Annotated in this window: 16 protein-coding genes; 11 read left to right on the plus strand and 5 right to left on the minus strand. The window is 70.0% G+C overall.

Translation table 11 applies throughout. The features are described 5' to 3' along the window. The first annotated feature begins 41 nt into the window (after positions 1 to 41). A complete protein-coding gene (locus ACWA14_RS06035) occupies positions 42 to 2,957 on the plus strand; it encodes an FtsK/SpoIIIE domain-containing protein (protein WP_463796747.1) in 2,916 nt (971 codons plus the stop codon). 48 nt (positions 2,958 to 3,005) lie between these two features. Here ACWA14_RS06035 and ACWA14_RS06040 read toward each other — a convergent pair whose 3' ends face one another. Beyond that, positions 3,006 to 4,001, minus strand: a complete 996-nt coding sequence (locus tag ACWA14_RS06040) for an asparaginase (protein ID WP_463796750.1) — start codon at positions 3,999 to 4,001, stop codon at positions 3,006 to 3,008. A 96-nt stretch (positions 4,002 to 4,097) separates the two neighbouring features. On the opposite strand from ACWA14_RS06040, the gene ACWA14_RS06045 reads away from it, so the two are divergent. Then, complete coding sequence (locus ACWA14_RS06045) at positions 4,098 to 4,589, plus strand: OsmC family protein (RefSeq protein WP_463796753.1); 492 nt, start codon at positions 4,098 to 4,100, stop codon at positions 4,587 to 4,589. 12 nt (positions 4,590 to 4,601) lie between these two features. Here the strand turns inward: ACWA14_RS06045 and ACWA14_RS06050 are convergent, their stop codons facing one another. Beyond that, positions 4,602 to 5,396, minus strand: coding sequence for a lysophospholipid acyltransferase family protein (locus tag ACWA14_RS06050; RefSeq protein WP_463796755.1), 795 nt, complete (start codon positions 5,394 to 5,396; stop codon positions 4,602 to 4,604). Positions 5,397 to 5,518: 122 nt separating this feature from the next. Between ACWA14_RS06050 and ACWA14_RS06055 the strand changes: the two genes are divergently transcribed. Next, entirely contained in the window at positions 5,519 to 6,475 is a 957-nt protein-coding gene (locus ACWA14_RS06055) for an FKBP-type peptidyl-prolyl cis-trans isomerase (RefSeq protein WP_463796758.1), read from the plus strand. Between the two features lie 55 nt (positions 6,476 to 6,530). After that, positions 6,531 to 7,616, plus strand: coding sequence for a 1-deoxy-D-xylulose-5-phosphate reductoisomerase (gene dxr / locus ACWA14_RS06060; protein ID WP_463796760.1), 1,086 nt, complete (start codon positions 6,531 to 6,533; stop codon positions 7,614 to 7,616). A 27-nt stretch (positions 7,617 to 7,643) separates the two neighbouring features. On the opposite strand, the gene ACWA14_RS06065 is transcribed toward dxr, so the two are convergent. Beyond that, positions 7,644 to 9,266: a Mur ligase family protein gene (locus tag ACWA14_RS06065; protein ID WP_463796762.1), complete on the minus strand. Its 1,623-nt coding sequence runs from the start codon at positions 9,264 to 9,266 to the stop codon at positions 7,644 to 7,646. Between the two features lie 115 nt (positions 9,267 to 9,381). On the opposite strand from ACWA14_RS06065, the gene ACWA14_RS06070 reads away from it, so the two are divergent. After that, a complete protein-coding gene (locus ACWA14_RS06070) occupies positions 9,382 to 10,695 on the plus strand; it encodes a M50 family metallopeptidase (protein ID WP_463796763.1) in 1,314 nt (437 codons plus the stop codon). A gap of 21 nt (positions 10,696 to 10,716) precedes the next feature. Here the strand turns inward: ACWA14_RS06070 and ACWA14_RS06075 are convergent, their stop codons facing one another. After that, the gene (locus ACWA14_RS06075; protein WP_463796765.1) at positions 10,717 to 12,600 is read right to left on the minus strand and encodes a chorismate-binding protein; all 1,884 of its coding nucleotides are present in this window, start codon (positions 12,598 to 12,600) and stop codon (positions 10,717 to 10,719) included. Between the two features lie 230 nt (positions 12,601 to 12,830). On the opposite strand from ACWA14_RS06075, the gene ispG reads away from it, so the two are divergent. Together ispG and ACWA14_RS06085 are read left to right on the plus strand one after the other, a co-directional pair. Continuing rightward, the gene (gene ispG, locus ACWA14_RS06080) at positions 12,831 to 13,982 is read left to right on the plus strand and encodes a flavodoxin-dependent (E)-4-hydroxy-3-methylbut-2-enyl-diphosphate synthase (RefSeq protein ID WP_463796767.1); all 1,152 of its coding nucleotides are present in this window, start codon (positions 12,831 to 12,833) and stop codon (positions 13,980 to 13,982) included. 75 nt (positions 13,983 to 14,057) lie between these two features. Continuing rightward, the gene (locus tag ACWA14_RS06085; protein ID WP_463796768.1) at positions 14,058 to 14,921 is read left to right on the plus strand and encodes an alanyl-tRNA editing protein; all 864 of its coding nucleotides are present in this window, start codon (positions 14,058 to 14,060) and stop codon (positions 14,919 to 14,921) included. 12 nt (positions 14,922 to 14,933) lie between these two features. Here ACWA14_RS06085 and ACWA14_RS06090 read toward each other — a convergent pair whose 3' ends face one another. Next, positions 14,934 to 16,355 (minus strand): RNB domain-containing ribonuclease, encoded by a 1,422-nt coding sequence (locus ACWA14_RS06090; RefSeq protein ID WP_463796770.1) that lies wholly within the window; start codon positions 16,353 to 16,355, stop codon positions 14,934 to 14,936. Between the two features lie 77 nt (positions 16,356 to 16,432). On the opposite strand from ACWA14_RS06090, the gene ACWA14_RS06095 reads away from it, so the two are divergent. The 4 genes from ACWA14_RS06095 to nusA all read left to right on the plus strand — a co-directional run bounded on the left by ACWA14_RS06095 (position 16,433) and on the right by nusA (position 21,206). Further along, a complete protein-coding gene (locus ACWA14_RS06095; RefSeq protein ID WP_463796773.1) occupies positions 16,433 to 17,206 on the plus strand; it encodes an isocitrate lyase/PEP mutase family protein in 774 nt (257 codons plus the stop codon). Positions 17,207 to 17,287: 81 nt separating this feature from the next. Beyond that, positions 17,288 to 19,045 (plus strand): proline--tRNA ligase, encoded by a 1,758-nt coding sequence (locus tag ACWA14_RS06100; protein ID WP_463796775.1) that lies wholly within the window; start codon positions 17,288 to 17,290, stop codon positions 19,043 to 19,045. 4 nt (positions 19,046 to 19,049) lie between these two features. Next, positions 19,050 to 20,090, plus strand: a complete 1,041-nt coding sequence (locus ACWA14_RS06105) for an LOG family protein (RefSeq protein WP_463796777.1) — start codon at positions 19,050 to 19,052, stop codon at positions 20,088 to 20,090. 132 nt (positions 20,091 to 20,222) lie between these two features. After that, positions 20,223 to 21,206 carry a transcription termination factor NusA gene (nusA, locus tag ACWA14_RS06110; RefSeq protein WP_463796779.1) on the plus strand — a complete coding sequence of 328 codons (984 nt, stop codon included), beginning with the start codon at positions 20,223 to 20,225 and terminating at the stop codon, positions 21,204 to 21,206. Positions 21,207 to 21,244: the final 38 nt, after the last annotated feature.

The raw sequence follows: 21,244 nt of genomic DNA on the forward strand, positions 1-21,244 counted from the left end.
ATGACGCCCGGCGCTGAGGCACGTCGGGTCGAATGGTCCACATGGACTCGTCGAGCATCGCCCTCCCCGTCGCACCTCCTCCGACGCGACGACCGCCGCTACCCTTCATCGCCGCGATCGTCCCTGTCGCGGCGGGCGTGGTGCTGTGGCTCCTCTCCGGGTCCATCTACGCCCTCTGCTTCGCGGCCCTCGGCCCACTGATGCTCGTCGCCTCGCTCGTCGACGGCGCGCGCAATCGGCGCCGAGAGCGGCGCACGACTGATGCCGACCTGGAGGTCCTGTGGAACGGGGCAGAGCAGGAGCTGACGGACAGACGCCGGGACGTGGCCGAACGGCTGTGGCACCGCCACCCCGATGCTGCGGCCTGCCTGGCTCAGCGTCCGTTGCGCGGTCCGGAGCCTCTCGGACCTGCAACCGAGGTCGTGATCGGCCGGGGAACGGTGCCGAGCGGCATCCACACGACCGGAGGAGAAGGGGCCCGTGGCCGGGAGTTCCAGGCGCGCTGTGCGAAGCTGCCGGATGCGCCGGTGCGGGTGCTGCTCGGGCGGGGGCTGTGCCTGCGGGGTCCCCGGCCCGTCGTCGCGGCCGTGGCGCGAGCGGTCGCGGTCCAGCTCTGGCTGCGATTCGGTGCCGCTCACGTCGTCGTCGACGGCGACGGATCCGCCCGGCCGGTCGCCGACGGCGACGAGGGGGGAGCCGGTCGTCTGCGCGACGGGCGCGTGCGGACGGGAGCCTTCCGCCTGGCGATCGTGGCGCCCGACAGCGTTCGGACCGACGCCGACGCCGTCATCTGGGTTCTGCCGACGGGCTCCGACGTGCCGGAGGGGATCACGACCGTCGTCGACATCGTCGAACCGGGCCGCGCACTCGTGCGGACGCCGGAGCGCACCGTGGAGGTGGCAGCGGAGGGGGTGTCTCGAGCGCAGTTCGCGGCCGTGCTGCGGGAGGGCGGGGGAGAGGCATCCGCCGTCGATGCGGAGGATGTGCCGCTGAGCGTGTCCCTGCGTGACCTGTCGCAGCGCTCCGCGCCTCACGGGCTCCCGGCGACGATCGGCCGGGGCGGGTGGGGTGAGGTGGTGGTCGTGGACATCGTGGCGGACGGACCGCACGCGATCGTCATCGGCATGACCGGGTCGGGCAAGAGCGAGCTGCTGGTGAGCTGGGTCACCGCCATAGCACAGGCGAACGGTCCGGATCGTGTGTCGTTCGTCCTGGTGGACTTCAAGGGCGGCACCTCGTTCGAGCCGCTGCGGGCGCTGCGTCAGGTTGCCGCGGTGATCACCGACCTCGAAGAGGACGGCGCGCGCCGCGGGGTCTCCAGCCTCACGGCGGAACTGCGACGACGGGAGGCGCTTCTCGCGGCAGCGGGTGCCCGCGATGTGAGCGAGGTGGCGATTCCCCGTCTGGTGATCGTGGTCGATGAGTTCGCGGCGCTCCTCCAGGAGCACCCCGACCTCGGTGCCGTCTTCACCGGTGTCGCAGCGCGAGGGCGTGCTCTCGGAATGCACCTGATCCTCGGGACGCAGCGCGCCTCGGGCGTGATCCGTGACGGACTCGCCACCAACTGTCCTCTGCGCATCGGACTCCGCGTCGTCGACGCGGCGGACAGCCGCCTCGTGATCGGGTCCGCCGCGGCGGCGGAGATCGCGGGCGGTCAGAGCTCCCGAGGTCGGGGTTTCGTGCGTCGTCCGCAGGATGTCGCACCCGTGGCTGTGCGGGTGGCGCGCACGGATGCCGCGGATCTGAGAGAGACGGCGACGCGGTGGGAGGACAGCGACGCCGCACCTGCCCCTTGGCTGCCATCGCTTCCGACCGTCCTGCCACTCGGCGACCTCGCGGATGATGCGATGCACGCAGACGCTCTCGTGCTCGGGCGTGCGGATGACCCGGAGCATCAGCGCCAGCCCACGGAGATGCTCCGAGCGGGGGCGGACCGGGGCATCGCGATCCTGGGAGCGAGCGGGGCGGGTCGGACGTCCGCTCTCCGGGTGCTCGCGGCGCAACGGCCCGACGCGGTGTGGGTGAGCGGCGACCCGGAAGAGGCCTGGGACGCTCTCGCCGCGTGGGCGGGTGGGACGCAGGTGCCGGGGGCGCTCGTGCTCTGCGATGACCTGGATCTGCTCGTCGCCCGGTTCCCGCCGGACCATGGGCAGATGTTCCTGCGGAACTGGGAGCAGGTGATACGGACCGCGACGCAGACCACCTTCGCCATCACGGCGTCGCGGAGCGCCGGCCCCGTGGGACGTGTGCTCGAGGCGCTCCCGCTCCGCGCCCTCCTCCGGATGTCGAGCCGCGTGGAGCACCTGACGGCGGGCGGGGACGGCGAGAGCTTTCTGCGGACGCGCCCTTCCGGCCGAGCACGTATCGGTGTACGCGAGGTCCAGATCGCCTGGGTCGAAGAGACGGCCGAGCGCTCCGCTCCGCGCGACATCGTGCCCCGCTGGTCACCCGGGAGTGGGATCACGGCGATCGTGACGCCGAACGCCCCGGCGATCGCGCAACGGCTCCGCGCCGACCACCCGCATCACGAGGTCGTCGTTCTGGGCGAATCAGAGCCCGTCGCCCGTCCCACCCCGGTGGATGCCGCGGCGCACACCGTCCGTCTCGATCGGCTGATCGTGGGCGACGCCGAGACCTGGCAGCGCCGCGGGACCGTCCTTCAGCGGGCGCGCCTCGAGGGAGGCATCATCGTGCGGGTGGAGCATCCCTCGGAGCTTCGGCTGCTCGCGGGGGTGCGGAGCCTGCCGCCCTATGCCCTCCCGCACGCCGGACGAGCCTGGGTGGTGCAGGGCGACGGTGAGCCGCGTCGGGTGGTCGTGCCGGGGTTCACCCCTCGTGCGGAGGCCACGCCCGTGGTGCCCGCACCGCGCGCACCGAACCTGCCGGCATCACGGTCGCCGGAGGCGACGACCGCGCGTCTGCGCCGTGACCATCGACGCGAGAGTGGTCCTGTGTGAGCGACACCGGCAGGAAGAGCGGCACCGGCGCGACATCGACTCCGAAGCTCAGATGCCTGCGCCGACACGGATGCGACCGACCTCGACGCCGCCGCCGAGCACGCCGAGCGTCAGGGCATCCGTCAGCGATGCCACATCCGCATCGGAGAGCGCGCCCGCGCGAGCGAGCAACGTCGCCGCGACGAGCGTCGAAGCGCGTGCCGAGCCGTCGAGCATCTTCAGGCCGACGGTCGTGCCGTTCGGGGCGACCATCACCATGACGCCCTCCGCTCCGCCCTTCGTGAACACCCCGAGCTTCTCTGTCGCGATCGTGTCAGGGCGACCAGGACCCTCGATGGTCCAGGGGTGCTCGCGCACGGCGCGAACGAGCGAGCCCGCGACCCGATGCAGCGCGAAGGGGGAGCGGTCGGATGCGGTTCCGATGCGGTGGATCGCGCGCGTGAGCCCGAGGAGCGTGATCGCGTACACCGGGGCGCCGCAGCCGTCGATCGCGAGATGCGCCACCTTCTCGCCGGTGAGTCGCTCGATCACGTCGCGGATGTGTGCCTGCAGCGGGTGGGCGGGATCGAGGTAGCCGTCGGTGGGCCAGCCTGTCGCCACGCAGGCGCGGAGCATCGCGGCGTGCTTGCCGGAACAGTTCATGCGGATACGAGCCTGGGCGCCGTGCTCGCGCACCATGTCGTCGCGCGTCGCGGTGTCGGTCGGCCAGGCCACAGGGCAACCGAGATGGTCCTCGGTGAGTCCGCCCTCGGTGAGCATGTCGCGCACGGTCTCCGCGTGCCGGTCGGTCCCGGTGTGGCTGGCCGTCGAAAGCGCCAGCTGCTCGCCCTCGAGCACGGCGCCCGCGGTGATGCAGGCGATGGCCTGCAGCGGCTTGAGGCTCGAGCGCGGGAGGATCAGGGCATCGGGATTGCCGTGCCGGGCGATGACGTCGCCGTCCGGTGAGAGCACCACCGCCGCTCCCGCATGGCGGGATTCGACGAATCCGCTTCGCTCGACGACGGCGAGTTCCACGGCATCCTGCACAGTCAGAGTCTCCAGCACCCGACAAGCCTACCTCCGGGGTAACCGCCCCCATCTCCGGGGTGGTCGCCGCTGCGTCCGTGCACGGCGCCGGAGACGGATGGCAGACTGGTCCGCATGGCTGGCGCATCTCACATCCTCGGCGAGCATCGATACGCCGTGACGTCCACGTGGACGGGCAACAGCGGCACGGGTACGAGCGGGTACCGCGCATACCGGCGAGACGTGACGATCGAGGTCGAGGGCAAACCCGATCTCCTCGCCTCCGCCGACAAGCCCTTCCGTGGTGATCCGACGCGGTGGAACCCCGAGGACCTCCTGCTCGCCTCTCTGTCCGAGTGCCACCTGCTGTCGTACCTGCACGCCTGCGTGACGGCCGGCGTGGTGGTGGTCTCCTACCGGGATACCGCGAGCGGAGTCATGCGCGAGAACGGCGCGGGCGGGGGAGCTTTCGTCGAGGTCATGCTGCGCCCGGAAGTCATCGTCGCCGACGCATCGATGATCGAGGCCGCCGAACAGGCGCACGTGCAGGCGAACGAGTGGTGCTTCATCGCGAACTCCGTGAACTTCCCGGTCCGCCACGAGGCGACCGTGACCGCGGGGAGCTGAGCGGGGGAGCCGTCAGCGCCGTTCGTGCGGCAGCGCCTGCTTGATCTTCTCGATGGTGCTCTGCGCGGGGGCCTCGTTGTAGGCACCCGCGAGTTCCTGACCGGAGAGCGCGTGGATCGCGGCCATGATCTCGTCGGTGGCGAGTCGTCGCGCCCGTCCGCTCGTGGCGGGGCCGTGCGGGGAGAGGTCGAGGGGCTCGCCGAATCGGACCGTGATCCGCTCCGAGATGCGCGGGACCGTGGCGCCGACCGGCATCACCTTGTCAGTGCCGACGAGTCCCACCGGCACGACGGGAGCGCCGGTCTGCAGAGCGAGGAAGGCCACGCCCGTGCGTCCTTTGTAGAGACGTCCGTCGGTGGAGCGCGTGCCCTCCGGGTAGAGCGCCACGGCAAGTCCGTCGTCAAGCAGCTGGCGCTGGAGGTCGAGGGCATCGAGCGCGGCCTGGCCCGCCCCGCGCCGGACCGGGATCGCGCCGATGGATTCGAAGAACGTCTTGCTCAGCCAGCCGCGGAAGCCGGTTCCCTCGAAGTAACTCGACTTCGCCAGGAAGTGCACCGGACGCGGTGCCGCCACCGGGATCGCGATCGAGTCGATGAACGAGAGGTGGTTGCTGGCGAAGATCACTGCGCCGGTCTGCGGCACCCGGTCACGTCCCTCGATGCGCGGTCGGTAGACGAGGCGCGCGAGCGGGGTGATCAGTCCGCGACCCAGCGAGTAGGCGAAACCGGCGTGGCGAGGCTTCGCAGTCTCCTCCGGCGTCGTCTCGTCTGGCACGGATTCGGGCTCGACGGACGGCTCAGAGGTCATCAGAGCAGGTTACCCCCGGATCCATGTCTTCGTTGGAATGAACGCTCGAGCGCGTCTCACAGCGCGAGCAAAGGGGAATGCGAGAGGATGGGATGTCCTGCCCGCGAATCAGAGGTCTCACTGTGCGCAAGCGTCCGCTCGTCATCCTGTCCACGGTCGCCGCGGCGACCCTGCTGCTCTCCGGTTGCGCCGGGGGCGGCTCGCCGGAGGCGTCGAGCACGCCGGACCCCGCTGCCAACGAATGCGCCCTCGACGCACAGCCGGGCGCCACCTCCGATGCGGTCGTGATCGACGGTGAAGGTGCCGACGCCACGGTGAGCGTTCCCGCCGACGCCGCGTTCGCCGGGGTGGAGCGCACGGTGGTCTCGGCCGGCGACGGCGAGGAGATCGGCGTCAACGACCTCGTGTCGGTCCGCTATCAGATCGTGGATGCCGCGACCGGCGAGGTGCTCGACTCGTCCGTGCGGGGCGAGGACGGCCTCCTCCCCGTGCTCCTCGACACCAACCAGTCGTCGCTGTTCGTCGCCGCGCTGGAGTGCGAGCCGGTCGGCACCCAGACCGTGCTGGCGCTGCCGAGCAGCGTTCTCGGCGAAGGAGCGAGCAACGTCGTCGTCTATGCGGAAGCCGTGGAGCACCTGCCCGAGGTCGCCACCGGCACACCGGTCGACCCGACACCCGGGATGCCGACGGTCGAGCTGGATGACGACGGCGCGCCGACCATCACCATCCCGGACGGCGACGAGCCGACCGAGACGAAGGTCGCCGTGCTCAAGCAGGGTGACGGAGCGACGGTCGCCTCGGGCGACCTCGTGGTGGTCCAGTACCGCGGAGTCAAGTGGTCGGACGGCGAGGAGTTCGACTCCAGCTGGGGCCGCGACGCCGTGCCCTCGCAGTTCCAGACCACGGGTGTCGTGACCGGGTTCCGCACCGCGCTCGAAGGGCAGAAGGTGGGCTCCCAGGTCGTGGTCCAGATGCCGCCGGCCGACGCGTACGGCGCTTCCGAGGGCAACGAACTCCAGGAGGAGAGCCTCGTGTTCGTCGTGGACATCCTCGCGACCACCCCGGTTCAGGGCCAGTGAGTCTCGGGCCTCTGCCGGGAAGAGGCGCTCGCGCCGCGTGACATAGGCTGGCGACATGCGTCGCATCATCGTCCTCGGCTCCACCGGCTCCATCGGCACTCAGGCGTTGGACGTGATCCGCGCGAACCCTCGTCGCTTCGAGCTCGTGGGTCTCGCAGCGGGCACGAACGCCGAGATGATGGCGGCCCAGGCAGCGCAGTTCCAGGTGGAGCACACCGCGCTCGGCGCGGACGAGGCGGAGCAGCTGGTCCGCGACGTCGACGCGGATGTGGTCCTCAACGCGATCACGGGATCCATCGGTCTCGGTTCGACGCTCGCCGCGCTCGAGGCCGGGCGGACGCTCGCTCTTGCGAACAAGGAATCCCTGATCGTGGGGGGTCAGCTGGTGCAGGCTGCGGCCGCGCCCGGGCAGATCGTCCCGGTCGACTCGGAGCACTCCGCCATCGCGCAGGCATTGCGCAGCGGCGGTCGCGATGAGGTCCGACGGCTCGTCGTGACGGCATCGGGCGGACCCTTCCGCGGACGCGGTCGTGCCGACATGGAGTCCGTCACCCCCGCCGAGGCGCTGGCGCACCCGACCTGGGACATGGGCCGGATGGTGACGACGAACTCGGCGACCCTCGTGAACAAAGGCCTCGAGGTGATCGAGGCGCATCTTCTCTTCGACGTCCCGTACGACGACATCGAGGTGGTGGTGCACCCGCAGTCGATCGTGCACTCCATGGTCGAGTTCATCGACGGGTCGACGATCGCGCAGGCCTCGCCGCCCGACATGCGCCTGCCGATCTCCCTCGGGCTCGACTGGCCGCACCGTGTCGGCGGCGTCGGCGCACCGATCGACTGGACGGCGGCCACGTCATGGACGTTCGAACCCCTCGATGACACCGCATTCCCCGCGGTCGCTCTGGCGAAGTCGGTGGGCCGAGCCGGACAGACCTTCCCGGCCGTCTACAACGCGGCGAACGAGCAGGCCGTCCACGCCTTCCACGACGGACGGCTGCCGTTCCTCGGCATCGTCGACACGATCGCTCGGGTCGTCGACGCGCACGAGCCGCCCGACGCGCTCACGGTCGAGACGCTGCATGCCGCGGAGCTGTGGGCCCGCGACACCGCCGACCGCCTCATCGCCGGCGCGTCCTGAGGCGCGCGCGAGACCGCTCGCGGAGCGTCAGTCCTCGTCGGCGTAGGGCACCGGCCAATGCGAGTCGGGCACCGGCCAGCCCGCTGCCTTGAGAGCACGCCGTGCCAGTTCGCGCGCGGAGTACGGGGTGCGGACGCCCCGGATGTCCCGATAGTCCTGATGCCCCGGTCCGGCCCACAGGATCGCGTCGCCCTCGCCGACGAGAGCGACGGCGGCGACGATCGCCCGCTCCGGCGGCGAATACTCGTGTATCTCGGCATCCGGTCGCGCCTCGCGTGCACCGGCGATGAGCGTCGCCCTGATCGACTCGGGATCCTCGAAGCGCGGATGGTGATCCGTGACGACGAGGATGTCGCTGCCGTCGACGGCGGTCCGTGCCATGTCGTAGCGTTTGCTGGCGTCGCGGTCTCCGTCGGCGCCGAACAGCATGACGACCCGGCCGGGGGTCACCCGACGGACGGCGGCCAGGGTCTTCTCGAAGGCGTCGGGGGAGTGTCCGAAGTCGACGAACACGGCCGGGCCGCGGTCGCCGGAGACCAGTTGCGTCCGCCCGGGCAGGTACGCGCGGATGCCGCCGTCGCGGTCCAGCGCCTGCGCGATGCGCTCCCAGGCGTACCCGCCCTCGTGCAGCATCACGATCGCGAGAGCGGCGTTGGCTGCCATGTGCGGCCCGATGACGGGAACCGTGGTGGTGAGCGCGCCGGATGGGCCGGTCATCGTGAATGTGGTCCCCGAGGCGCGTTCGTCGTCGATCACGACGACCCAGTCGGCCTTCGCCGCGGCATCCGGATCCGCGGCGATCGACGGCGTGCCGACCGTGACCACGGGGATCTCGGAGCGATCGACCACGGTCGCCCCGGCGGCGGAGTCGAGGCAGACGACGCCGCGCCGCGCCCGATCCGGTCGGAACAGCGGAAGCTTCGCCTCGAAGTACTCCTCCATGTCGGCGTAGTCGTCGAGGTGGTCGTGGCTGAGGTTGGTGAATCCGGCGACGTCGAAGACGAGGCCGTCGACACGATGCCGCGAGAGCGCCTGCGCGCTGACCTCGACGGCGACTGCCTCGACATCCCGCTCGCGCATGAGGGCGAGGAGGGCGTGCATCTCGGAGGCCTCGGGGGTGGTGAGCCGCGAGACGATGACCTCGCCGGCGATGTGCCGCTCGGCCGTCGAGGAGAGCCCCGCGACGACGCCGAGCTGATCGAGGATGCCCTCCAGCAGATGCGACACGCTGGTCTTGCCGTTGGTCCCCGTGGTCGCGAACAGCAGGGGGAGCGGATCGGTGGCCTCGGTGCCGTACACCCAGGCGCTGAGGCCCCCGAGCACACTGCGCGGGTCGTCCACGACGAGCACGGGAAGGCCGGCGGACGCGGCGATGCCCGCGCCGGCTTCATCGGTGATGATCGCGACGGCACCCTTCTCGGCAGCGGTTGCCGAGAACTCTGCGCCGTGACGGTTCACCCCCTGGATCGCCACGAAGGCCTCGCCGGGGCGGAGATCGGCCGTCGCCAGCGTGATGCCGGAGACGGCGACGCCGCTCACCTCGCCGCGCACCTCGCGGGCGAAACGAGAAGCGAGTTCGGACAGCTCACGCCGGGGCGGGTTCGCGGGGCGGAGCACGGGAGGCAGGCTCGGTTGTTGTTCAATCGACATGTCGCATCCATGATCTCACGGCAGGGCGCGGTTCCCGGTGCGGCCCGGCCGGGAACACCGGCGATCCCCGACGCGTGTGGGCGGATTCCTAGACGCGGCCCTGTACCGTGAGCAGGTGGAAATCCTCCTCTATCTGGGTGGCATCCTCTTCATGCTCATCGGTCTCGGATTGTCGATCGGTCTGCACGAGGTGGGCCATCTCGTCCCCGCGAAGCTCTTCGGCGTGCGCGTCGGTCAGTACATGATCGGCTTCGGACCGCGTCTGTGGTCGAAGCGCATCGGCGAGACCGAGTACGGCGTCAAGCTGCTGCCCGTCGGCGGATTCATCTCGATGTCGGGGATGTACCCGGCGTCGAGCAGCACCGGCCCGGCCAAGGGACTGTTCCGCTCGCTGATCCAGGATGCGCGCTCGGTCAACGACGAGACGATCGCCGAGGGTGCCGAGGACCGTGTGTTCTACCGCCTGCCGGTCTGGAAGCGCGTGATCGTGATGCTCGGCGGGCCGCTCATGAACCTGTTCCTCGCGGTGGTGATCTTCACCGTGCTGGTCTCCGGGATCGGCGTGCAGCAGGGGACGACCACGATCGCCTCGGTCAACGAGTGCGTGGTCCCGGCGGGATCGGCCCAGACCGAGTGTCAGCCGGATGATCCCGCGACACCCGCCGCCGAGGCCGGCATCATGCCGGGCGACGTCCTGGTGTCGATCGACGGCACACCGGTCTCGACGTTCGCCGAGGCCACCGCGATCGTGCAGGCGGCGCCGGGAGAAACCCTCGATCTGGTCGTGGTCCGCGACGGCGCCGAACAGGATCTCCGCATCACGCCGATCTCCGCGGAGCGCACGCTGACCGACGCGAGCGGTCAGCCGTTGCTCGACGAGGGCGGCGAGGAGATCGTCAAGGAGGTCGGTTACGTCGGGATGGCGTCGCAGATGGGATTCGTCCCGCAGCCCGTCGGCGCCGGCGTGGAGATGACGGGCGACACCATCGCCCGAGTGGGATCGCTCATCGTCACGCTCCCGGTGCGCCTCTGGGACGTCGGAGTCGCCCTCGTGACCGGCGGGGAACGAGATCCGAACGGGCCGCTGAGCGTCGTCGGAGTCGGACGTCTGGCCGGGGAGGTCGCGGCGACGGACTCACCCGTCCTCAACCGGTTCGCGGTGCTGCTCGGCCTCTTGGGATCCCTGAACATCGCCCTCTTCGTCTTCAACCTCATCCCGTTGCTGCCGCTCGACGGCGGTCACATCGTCGTCGCACTGTGGGAGGGCATCCGCCGAGGCTGGGCGAAACTGTTCCGCCGGCCCCCGCCTGCGCCGGTCGACGCCACCCGCCTGGTGCCCCTGACGGTGATCGTGGCGACCCTGCTGATCGCGATGGGTGCGCTGCTGATCATCGCCGACCTGTTCCGCCCGATCGACATCCTGGGCTGAGGCCGGGAGCCCCGACGCGCGTCAGTTCAGCGCGTGGGTGACGAGCCGTTCCAGAGTGCGGATCCCGTCGCGGGACAGGATGGATTCCAGGTGCCCCTGCACCGAGGAGAAGTGCGCTCCGCGGAGGGCGTACACGTCACCGGTCGCCGCGTCGGCGGAGACCTCGGCGCCGTCGACCTCTGTCGTTCCCGGGGCGACTCGCGCCGTGAAGGTGTTGTAGAAGCCGATCGAGGCGTCCTCGCCGAACACCGGGATCGACTTCTGCAGACCCTGGTGCGGTGCGGCGAGCGGCGTCAGCGCGATGCCCAGCCGGTCGCTGAGGATCTGATGGCTGAGGCACACGGCGAGCAGAGGACGCTCGGCGTCGATGCGGCGGTGGACGATCGCGCGCATACGAGCGATGCGCGGGCTCTCGACGTCGCGCGGATCACCGGGGCCGGGTCCGGCGATCACGAGATCCGCCTCATCGAGTTCCGCATCCGTCACCGCGCTCCACGGTGCGATGGCGACGTCGAGCCCGAGGTGGCGCAGCTGATGCGCCAGCATCGTGGTGAAGCGGTCCTCGGCGTCGACCACCACTGCCGAGTGCCCCGTGAACGGTCCGACCGCATCGTCGTCCTGCGGATTCAGCCAGAACTCCGCGAGTCGCGAATTGCGGGAGGCGAGCAGCTCCGCGACGACCGAGTCGTCGGCGAGGCTGAGCGGCGCACCGGGCGCGTCCGCGTCACTGCGCGCCTCGGCGACCCGGTCCCGGTCGATCGCCCCGATCGCGCCGAGCACTCCCGCAGCCTTGCCGTGGGTCTCGCTCACCTCGCCCTGGGGGTCCGAGTGTCGCACGAGCGTGGCACCGACAGGAACCCGCAGAGCACCGTCCTCGAGATACACGGTGCGGATCAGGATCGGCGCGTCGAGATCGTGGCCGCCCTGGTCGTTCGGGGTGAAGAGTGCCGCGACGCCGGAGTAGTAGCCTCGCGGCTTCTGCTCGTGGCGACGGATGACGGCACAGGCGTTCTGCATCGGCGAGCCCGTGACGGTCGGCGCGAACATGGTCTCGCGCAGGATGTCGCGCGGGTCGAGGCGGCTGCGACCGCGCAGCATGTACTCGGTGTGCGTCAGGCGGGACATCTCCTTCAGATGCGGCCCGGTGATGCGACCGCCGTCCGAGCACACGGCGCTCATCATCTTGAGCTCCTCGTCGACCACCATGAACAGCTCTTCCGTCTCCTTCGTGGAGGAGAGGAAGTCGACCAGCGTCTCGCGGGTCGAGCCGCCGGCGGGGTGACGGAAGGTGCCCGAGATCGGATTCATCGTGACGACACCACCGCGAGCCACGACATGAGCCTCCGGGCTGGCCCCCACCGAGATGTGGCCGGGGGTGAAGACGGCGAAGGTCCAGTAGGCGCCGCGCTCGTGTGCGAGCAGGGCTCTGAACCACGTCAGCGCCGCTGTGCGGTCGTCGACATCGATGCGGGCGGTGAAGTCGCGGCGGATCACGAAGTTCGCGCCTTCTCCCCGGCCGATCTCGTCGGCGATCACGGTCTCGACGATCGCGGCGTACTCGTCGTCCGCGATGTCGAAGCCCTCGTCGTGCAGCGGAACGGGAGAGGAGGGGAGGGCGTCGAGCAGTTCCGGTGTCGGGATGTGCAGGTGCTCCTCGACGATGAGGCACCGCAACGGGGCTCCGTCGTCCTGGGCGACGAATCCGCGCTCGCGCACCTGGCGGTACGGCACCAGGGAGAAGACCTCGCGCGCGGTCCCGTCGATCGTGAGCGGGATGTCGGCGAGCAGATCGACGTCCACCACGTCGCCGCTGAGCAGCTCGACCGTGTCGGCGCCGTCGCGCGCGATCAGGACGAAGGACGCGTTCGGATCACGGCTGAGCTCGCCGAGTCGTGAGAGGGTCATCGATGTCTCCTGTGCAAGGCTCCGGCTCGGCGCAAACGAAAAGACCGCCCCGGAGGCGGTCTGGATTCGTGGGAACGCGAACACACCGCCTAGGAGGCGGGCCACCAGGTGACGTTCGCGAGCATGGGGTGAAACTATCACACCGCGGATGTTCGCTCCGGGCGCATGACGGGGCGCACCGTCCGACCGGCATCCAGCCCGCGTGCATCCGGGGGACGTAGAATCGGGGTGTGCCAGCAGTCAATCTCGGGATGCCGAAGATCCCCGAAGTCCTCGCCCCGCGCCGGAAGACCCGTCAGATCAAGGTCGGCAAAGTGCTCGTCGGCGGCAACGCCCCGGTGTCCGTGCAGTCGATGACCACGACCAAGACGACCGACATCAACGGAACCCTGCAGCAGATCGCCGAGCTCACGGCGTCCGGCTGCGAGATCGTGCGCGTCGCCGTTCCGCATCAGGACGACGCGGATGCGCTCAAGATCATCGCGATGAAGAGCCAGATCCCCGTGATCGCCGACATCCACTTCCAGCCGCGCTACGTGTACACCGCGATCGACGCCGGGTGCGGGGCAGTGCGCGTGAACCCGGGCAACATCCGCGAGTTCGACGGCAACGTGGGCAAGATCGCCGCCGCGGCCAAGGCCGCGGGCGTCTCGTTGCGCATCGGCGTGAACGCGGGCTCCCTCGACCGCCGCATCCTCACGAAGTACGGCAAGGCGACCGCGGAAGCCCTCGTGGAGAGCGCCGTCTGGGAGGCCTCGCTCTTCGAAGAGCACGACTTCCACGACTTCAAGATCTCGGTCAAGCACAACGACCCGATCGTGATGGTCAAGGCCTATCGGCTGCTCGCTGAACGGGGCGACTGGCCCCTGCACCTCGGCGTCACCGAGGCGGGACCCGCCTTCCAGGGCACCATCAAGAGTGCGACGGCCTTCGGCATCCTGCTCGGCGAAGGAATCGGCGACACGATCCGTGTCTCCCTTTCCGCACCGCCCGCCGAAGAGGTCAAGGTCGGCCACCAGATCCTGCAGTCGCTGAACCTGCGCGAACGCAAGCTGGAGATCGTGTCGTGCCCCTCGTGCGGACGCGCGCAGGTCGATGTGTACACGCTCGCGGAGAACGTGACGGAGGGTCTCAAGGACATGACCGTGCCGCTGCGTGTCGCCGTGATGGGCTGCGTCGTGAACGGCCCCGGTGAGGCTCGCGAGGCCGACCTGGGCGTCGCCTCCGGCAACGGCAAGGGGCAGATCTTCGTCAAGGGCGAGGTCATCAAGACCGTCCCCGAGGCCGACATCGTCGCCACGCTGATCGAAGAGGCGAACCGCATCGCCGCCGAGATGGGGCCGGATGCCGCGCTCGGCACCGCCCAGGTCATCACGGTCTGATCGTCCCCACGCCTGATCGACGTCGTCACCTCACCGACCTCGCGCCCTGACCGACCTCGCGCCCAGAGGAGTTCCATGTCTGCCACCGTCGTCTCCTTCCCCGACGGCTCGCTCACGGCGGACGGCCTCGTCATGCGGGTCGAGTCGACCCCGGACGGCGTCGTGATCGTCACCGACACCACCCCGTTCCACCCCGTGGATCACACCTGGCCGGATCAGCCGGGCGATTCCGGCGTCCTCACCATCGGAGCCGAGCGCACGCACGTCACGGAAGCGCTCATGGCCGCGGTGAGCGACACGGGCGAATTCGCGACGGGCGCGGACATCCCGGTCAAGCGCGGAGCCGAAGGGTGGACGTGGCTGGTCGGACACCGGTTGGACGGCGACGCTCCGGCCTCGCTCGTGGCCGGCGCCTCGGTCCGTCTCGACGTCGACGCCGGGCGCCGCGCCGGGCTCAGCCGAGGCCACACAGCGTGCCATCTCGCCTCGCTCGCGCTCGACCTGGCCGTCGCCGACCTGTGGCGCAAGGACCCCGGGACGGATGCACTGGGCACGCCCGACTTCGAAGGTCGAGCGAATCAGTCCAGCAGGATCCACGACGACGGCAGCGTCGACGAGTATCGCCTGGGCAAGAGCCTGCGGCGCGCCGGTTTCGACACCGAGACGTTCGGCTCGACTCTCGCGGCGCGCGAGGCGAGTGTGAACGCGCAGTTGGCCGCCTGGGTGGCGTCGGCCGCGCCGAGCCGCATCGAGGTCGACGGACCGACGATCGTCGACCGGCGCCGGTGGCACTGTGCGCTGCCGGAGGGCGAGGCCGTGATCCTCTGCGGAGGAACGCATGTCTCCTCGCTCGCGGAATTCTCCTCGATCACCGTCTCGCTCGATCTCAGCGATCCGCAGCTGTTGGTCATGACCACGACAGCGGTGCCGGCCGGCTGAGGCCCCGCGGGGTCAGAGTGCGAACTCGATCTCTCCCCGGGCGATCTCGGCGCTCACGACCCGCAGCGAGATGACGTCCCCCGGGGCGGCGCCCGCCGGCAGGGGAGCGGATGCCGTCACCGCCGGATCGGCGATCTGGATTGACGCGCGGTCGTCTCCGCGCAGCTCGATCACGGTCGCCGCGAGGGTGCGGCCGACGAGCGGCGTGAGCAGGGCGGCCTCGACCGCGTTGACGGTCGCGGAGTTCAGTTGCGATGCCCGCTGTCCGGACTGCTGCATGAGAGACGGAAGGTCGCCGAGGGAGTCGCGCGCCCACGCGGGAGCGCCCTGGCCGTTCGCGGTGTCGAGACAGATCGCGAGGGACCAGCGATCGACCAGCCGGCGCAGGGGAGCGGTGGCATGGGCGTAGGGCGCTCCGATCGCCGCCTGCACGGTGTCCTCCGGCGCGGTGCCGTCGAAGACCGCATAGCCCGCGCCCCGGAACAGCATGGCCGCCGCCTCCAGGACGGGGAGCGTCATCGGATCGGCGCGATCGAGTTCCCGCAGATAGTCGCCGTAGCGACCGGTCGTCCAGGGGCGGCCGAGAGCCTCGGTCTGATGGCGGAACGCCTCGAAGGACTTCTCGTCCGGTTCCGGCATGGTGCGCAGGACCCCGACGCCGGCGTCGAGCATCACCGAGGCGGCCGCCATCCCCGTCATCAGAGACAGCTGCGCGTTCCACTCCTCGACGGGGAGCGGGTGCCGCCGCTCGATCGCGTAGGAGCCGTCGTCCGCGCGCACGACCTCCTCGTCGGGGAGGTTGAGGCTCGCCCCGCCGCGGAGGCGCTCCTGTTCGATCCGCAGTGCGCCGATCTCCGGCAGCAGCGTCCAGGGCCCCTCGTCACCGCGGTCGAGCATCTGCTGCGTCGTGACGTACTCCAGCTGACCGCGCGAGCGGATGAGCGCGCGCTCCAGACGGAAGTCGGAGACGCTGCCCGCGTCGTCGAGTGCGAAGGTCCACACCAGCGCCGGGCGCTCCACATCTGCCAGCAGCGACGCGCGATCCTCGCTGAGCACGCGCGGGTGCAGCGGGATCGAGCCGTCCGCCGCGTACAGCGTCTGACCGCGACGACGGGCTTCCGTGTCCACCGCTCCACCCGGGGTGACGAAGCCGGGGACATCGGCGATGGCATATCGCACGGTGTAACCGTCGCGGCCGCGACGCTCGAGGTGGAACGCCTGGTCGAGGTCGCGAGAGCCCTCCGGATCGAGGGTCGCGAAGGGGACGTCCCGCAGGTCGAGGTCCGGGGCGGTGGCGGTGGACGCCTCGGCCTCGGCGAGGACATCGGCCGGGAATCCGACCGGTGCATCCGATGACTCGCGCAGGGCTGCCAGGGCGGCGGCGAGCTCGGTCTGGGCGGCGGAGGAGGCGACGTGCGATCGGCGCTGAGGCATGCCCCCACCCTAGGTCGCCTCGAACGCGTTCCGCGTGCTCCGGCCCCGAGGTCGGGAGCCCGCGTTAGCGTGGAGGCATGACCACTGCAGCTTCGAAAGCCCAGACCCTGATCGGACTCTATGACGCTCCGGAGATCCTCCGCGTCGTGAACGTGTGGGATGTCGTGTCGGCTCGCGCCGTCGCCGCTCTCCCCGAGACGCACGCGATCGCCACCGCCGGACACGGCATCGCCGCCTCCTTCGGCTATGAGGACGGAGCCACGCCGCGCGAGGTGATGATCGACATGGTCGGGCGCATCGCCGCTGCCGTCCGGGTCCCGGTCACCGCCGATCTCGACGACGGATACGGCGACGCGGGGGAGACCGCCCGCCTCGCGATCGGCGCCGGCGTCGTCGGTGCCAACGTCGAAGACCGGCTCAAGCCGCTCGACGAGTCGGTCGCCGCGGTCGAGGCGATCGTGAAGGCTGCCGAGGCCGAGGGCGTGCCGTTCGCGCTCAACGCCCGCACCGACGCCTTCGTCCGCTCCGGCGGACGCCCCGTCCAGGAGAGCGTCGCGGATGCGATCCAGCGGGGCCGCGCCTTCATCGACGCGGGCGCGACGTCGGTGTTCATCCCCGGTCTGCTGGATGCGAATGTGACGCGCCAGCTGGTCGAGGGCATCGGAGAGCGCAAGATCAGCGTCATCGGCGTCCCGGGGGCACTGGCCGCCTCGGAGTACGAGAAGATCGGCGTCGCCCGCATCTCCTACGGGCCGCTTCCGCAGCGGGTTGCGCTCACGGCGCTCCAGGAGCTCGCCGCGAGCCTGTACAAGGGCGGCGTCGTGCCGTCCGGGCTCCCCGCGTTGAACTGACCGCGGGGAGGCCGTTCCGGACGGAGCGCCCGCCCGGAGGCGCCCGCGAAGACGAGGGCCACGGGTCACTAGACTTGGCCCGTGGTCACTCGTCTCTCGAATTTCTTCCTCCGCACACTCCGTGAAGACCCGGCAGGCGCCGAGGTCTCCAGCCACAAGCTGCTGATCCGCGCCGGGTACATCCGCCCGCAGGCGTCGGGCATCTTCGCCTGGCTGCCGCTCGGGCTGCGCGTGAAGGCGAAGATCGAGAAGGTCGTCCGCGACGAGATGGCCGCCGCCGGCGCCCAGGAGGTGCACTTCCCGGCGCTGATGCCCCGCGAGGCGTACCAGGCGACCGGGCGGTGGGACGAATACGGCGATCTGCTCTTCCGCCTCCAGGACCGCAAGGGCGGCGACTACCTGCTCGCGCCCACGCACGAGGAGGCGTTCACCCTCCTGGTCAAGGACCTGTACTCCTCGTACAAGGACCTGCCCCTGACGATCTATCAGATCCAGGACAAGTACCGCGACGAGGCGCGTCCGCGCGCCGGCCTGCTCCGCGGGCGCGAGTTCACGATGAAAGACGCCTACTCGTTCGATGCCTCCGACGAGGGGCTCGACGTCAGCTACCAGGCGCAGCGCGACGCGTACGAGCGCATCTTCCAGCGCCTGGGCCTCGAATATGTGATCGTGCAGGCGGATGCCGGCGCCATGGGCGGTTCCCGCAGCGAGGAGTTCCTGCACCCGACGCCGGTCGGCGAGGACACCTTCGTGCGCAGTGCCGGCGGATACGCGGCGAACGTCGAGGCGTTCACGACTGCCGTCCCCGAGCCGATCGCGTTCGACGCCGACGCGCGTCCGGTGGTCTTCGACTCGCCCGACACTCCGACGATCGAGACCCTGGTCGCCCACGCGAAGGTCGTGCTCGACCGCGATGTCACGGCGGCCGACACGCTCAAGAACGTCGTCCTCGCACTCCGGCACCTCGACGGTTCCCGCGAACTCGTCGTCGTCGGCATCCCGGGCGACCGCGAGGTCGACCCCAAGCGCGCCGAGGTGGCGTTCGCGCCGGCCGAGGTCGAGACGGCGACGCCGGAGGACTTCCTGGCGCATCCGCTGCTGGTCAAGGGCTACATCGGCCCGTGGTCCGAGACCGGCGCCGTGCTCGGCGAGGAGTCGGCCACGGAGATCCGCTACCTGGTCGACCCCCGCGTGAGTGAGGGCACCAGCTGGATCACCGGTGCGAACATCGATCAGAAGCACGCCCACTCCGTGGTGGCCGGCCGCGACTTCGTGGCGGACGGGATCGTGGAGATCGCGAACGTCCGTGCGGGCGATCCCGCCCCCGACGGCTCCGGTCCGGTCGAACTCGCCCGCGGCATGGAGATCGGGCACGTCTTCCAGCTCGGTCGCAAGTATGCCGAGGCGCTCGGTCTCAAGGTGCTGAACGAGAACGGCAAGCTCGTCACGGTCACGATGGGCTCCTACGGCATCGGTGTCACCCGCATCCTCGCGATCATCGCCGAGCTCAACAACGATGACAAGGGATTGATCTGGCCGGCCTCGGTCTCGCCTTTCGATGTGCAGGTCGTCGCGGCCGGTCGGGATCAGGTGGCCTTCGACGTCGCAGGCGAGCTCGCTGCCCAGCTGGAGACGGCGGGGCTCGACGTGCTCTACGACGATCGCCCGAAGGTCTCGCCCGGCGTCAAGTTCGGCGACGCCGAACTGATCGGCGTGCCGCAGATCGTGATCGTGGGGCGTGGCGCCGCGGACGGCCAGGTCGAGCTCTGGGATCGCCGCTCGGGCGATCGCGATCCGCTCTCCGTCGCGGAGGCGGTCTCGCGACTCACCGGGCGCTGATCGCATGACCGACGAGGCTCTCCCGGACGCGCTCAGCGCCGAGATCAACGCGGTTCTCGACGAGGCCGGCGTGAGATCGGATCGCCGACTGGTGATGCGGCTGCTGCGCACGTCGATCCTGCTCGGCGAGGACGACACGGATCGGCTGGACCTGAAGATCGCGTCGGCGGCCCTCGCCGAGATGCGTGATGCGTTCCGGTTGTTCGCTCCGTTCCGCGGGATCCCCAAGGTCACGGTGTTCGGGTCGGCGCGCACGCTGCACGACGATCCGCTCTACGTGCAGGCGCGCGACGTCGCCGCAGCCCTCGCCGGTGACGGCTGGATGGTCGTCACCGGCGCCGGTCCCGGCATCATGCAGGCGGCCGCCGAAGGGGCCGGGCCGGAGCTCTCGCTCGGTGTCTCGATCCGCCTGCCCTTCGAGGAGAAGCCGAACAGCGTCGTCGCCGGCCAGGACCAGGTCGTGGCGATGAAGTACTTCTTCACGCGCAAGCTGATGCTCATCAAGGAGTCGCAGGGGTTCATCTGCCTCCCGGGCGGTTTCGGCACTCTCGACGAGATGTTCGAGCTGCTCACACTCCAGCAGACAGGGAAGGCCGAACCGACCCCGATCGTCCTGCTGGATGAGAAGGGCGGACGTTTCTGGCAGGGCCTTCGTCGCTTCGTCGAGGAGGACCTCGCGCCGACCGGCGTGATCTCGGAGGGTGATTTCGATCGGGTGATCATCACGGATTCCGTCGAGGACGCCCGAAAGCAGATCGCGGGCTTCTGGCGGAACTACGTCTCGCTGCGGTGGATCGGCGACACGCTCGTGCTGCGTCTGCGTGCCGCCCCGACCGATGCCGAGCTCGAGATGTTGAACGAGCGGTTCGCCGCGATGCTCGCTTCGGGCCGCATCGAACGCGCCACCGCGCACCCGGTGGAACGCGCCGACGGTGACGAGGTGGAGCTGCCGCGGCTCGCCCTGCACCTCAATCAACGGCAGGTCGGCAATCTGTTCCGCCTGATCGCCGCGGTCAACGCGCTGCCGTCCGCGCCTGCCGCCTGATCCGTCCACTCATCGCTCGGATCGTGCCGGCGACGAGCTGCGCGTCGTGGCACCGCGGCGACACACACGGTATCGTTGTACGGATGTCGCGTGTGCACACGGACGCGACGAGAGCTGAATAGAGAGGCCGTCATGGATATCGAACTGAGTCTGCTGCGTGGGATCGAGAAGGAGAAGGCGATTCCCTTCGACGAACTCGTGTCGATCATCGAACAGGCCATCTTGACGGCGTACTCCAAGCACGTCTCCTTCGACGGCGCACCTGTCGAAGGCGTGCGCGTCTCGCTCGACCGCAAGACGGGCCACGTCGCCGTCCTGCAGGTCGTCCGCGACGAGGAAGGCGCGATCATCGGCGAAGAGGACGCGACGCCGGATGACTTCGGCCGCATCGCCGCCTTCGCAGCGAAGCAGGTCATCAGCCAGCGCCTGCGCGACATCGCCGACGAGGCGGTTCTCGGGGAATTCCGCGGCAAGGAGGGCGACATCGTCGCCGGCGTGATCCAGCAGGGACCCAACCCCCGCATGATCCACGTCGATCTCGGCTCGGTGGAGGCCATCCTCCCTCCCGAGGAGCAGGTCCCGAGCGAGGAGTACACGCACGGTGCCCGTCTCCGCGTGTACGTCACCAGCGTCGCCAAGGGACTCAAGGGGCCGCAGATCACGGTCTCGCGCACGCACCCCGGCCTCGTCCGCAAGCTCTTCGCCCTGGAGGTCCCGGAGATCGCCGCGGGTCTGGTCGAGATCGTCTCGCTCGCCCGGGAAGCCGGACACCGCACGAAGATCGCCGTGGTCGCGAACGACCCCGCCATCAACGCGAAGGGCGCCTGCATCGGCGAGATGGGTCGGCGCGTCCGCGCCGTCACGGAGGAGCTCTCGGGCGAGAAGATCGACATCGTGGATCACAACCCGGAACTTGCGGCGTTCGTCGCCAACGCGCTGTCTCCGGCCAAGGTGACCAGCGCCTTCATCCTCGACGCGAACACGAAGGCCGTGCGGGCTCTCGTGCCCGATTATCAGCTGTCGCTCGCGATCGGCAAGGAGGGGCAGAACGCCCGTCTCGCCGCCAAGCTCACGGGCGCGAAGATCGACATCCAGCCGGACAGCGTCCTCGACTGAGGCTCGCCCTCTCCGGTCGACGCGGCCCCGCTGGGGAT

Source organism: Microbacterium sp. TW_SC_2, assembly GCF_055361165.1.

Excerpts from the sequence above, each read along its gene's own strand:
- ACWA14_RS06035 (WP_463796747.1), top strand. The coding sequence starts at position 42 with ATGGACTCGTCGAGCATCGCCCTCCCCGTCGCACCTCCTCCGACGCGA.
- ACWA14_RS06045 (WP_463796753.1), top strand. The coding sequence starts at position 4,098 with ATGGCTGGCGCATCTCACATCCTCGGCGAGCATCGATACGCCGTGACG.
- ACWA14_RS06050 (WP_463796755.1), bottom strand. The coding sequence starts at position 5,396 with ATGACCTCTGAGCCGTCCGTCGAGCCCGAATCCGTGCCAGACGAGACG.
- dxr (WP_463796760.1), top strand. The coding sequence starts at position 6,531 with ATGCGTCGCATCATCGTCCTCGGCTCCACCGGCTCCATCGGCACTCAG.
- ACWA14_RS06065 (WP_463796762.1), bottom strand. The coding sequence starts at position 9,266 with ATGTCGATTGAACAACAACCGAGCCTGCCTCCCGTGCTCCGCCCCGCG.
- ACWA14_RS06075 (WP_463796765.1), bottom strand. The coding sequence starts at position 12,600 with ATGACCCTCTCACGACTCGGCGAGCTCAGCCGTGATCCGAACGCGTCC.
- ACWA14_RS06085 (WP_463796768.1), top strand. The coding sequence starts at position 14,058 with ATGTCTGCCACCGTCGTCTCCTTCCCCGACGGCTCGCTCACGGCGGAC.
- ACWA14_RS06090 (WP_463796770.1), bottom strand. The coding sequence starts at position 16,355 with ATGCCTCAGCGCCGATCGCACGTCGCCTCCTCCGCCGCCCAGACCGAG.
- ACWA14_RS06095 (WP_463796773.1), top strand. The coding sequence starts at position 16,433 with ATGACCACTGCAGCTTCGAAAGCCCAGACCCTGATCGGACTCTATGAC.
- ACWA14_RS06105 (WP_463796777.1), top strand. The coding sequence starts at position 19,050 with ATGACCGACGAGGCTCTCCCGGACGCGCTCAGCGCCGAGATCAACGCG.
- nusA (WP_463796779.1), top strand. The coding sequence starts at position 20,223 with ATGGATATCGAACTGAGTCTGCTGCGTGGGATCGAGAAGGAGAAGGCG.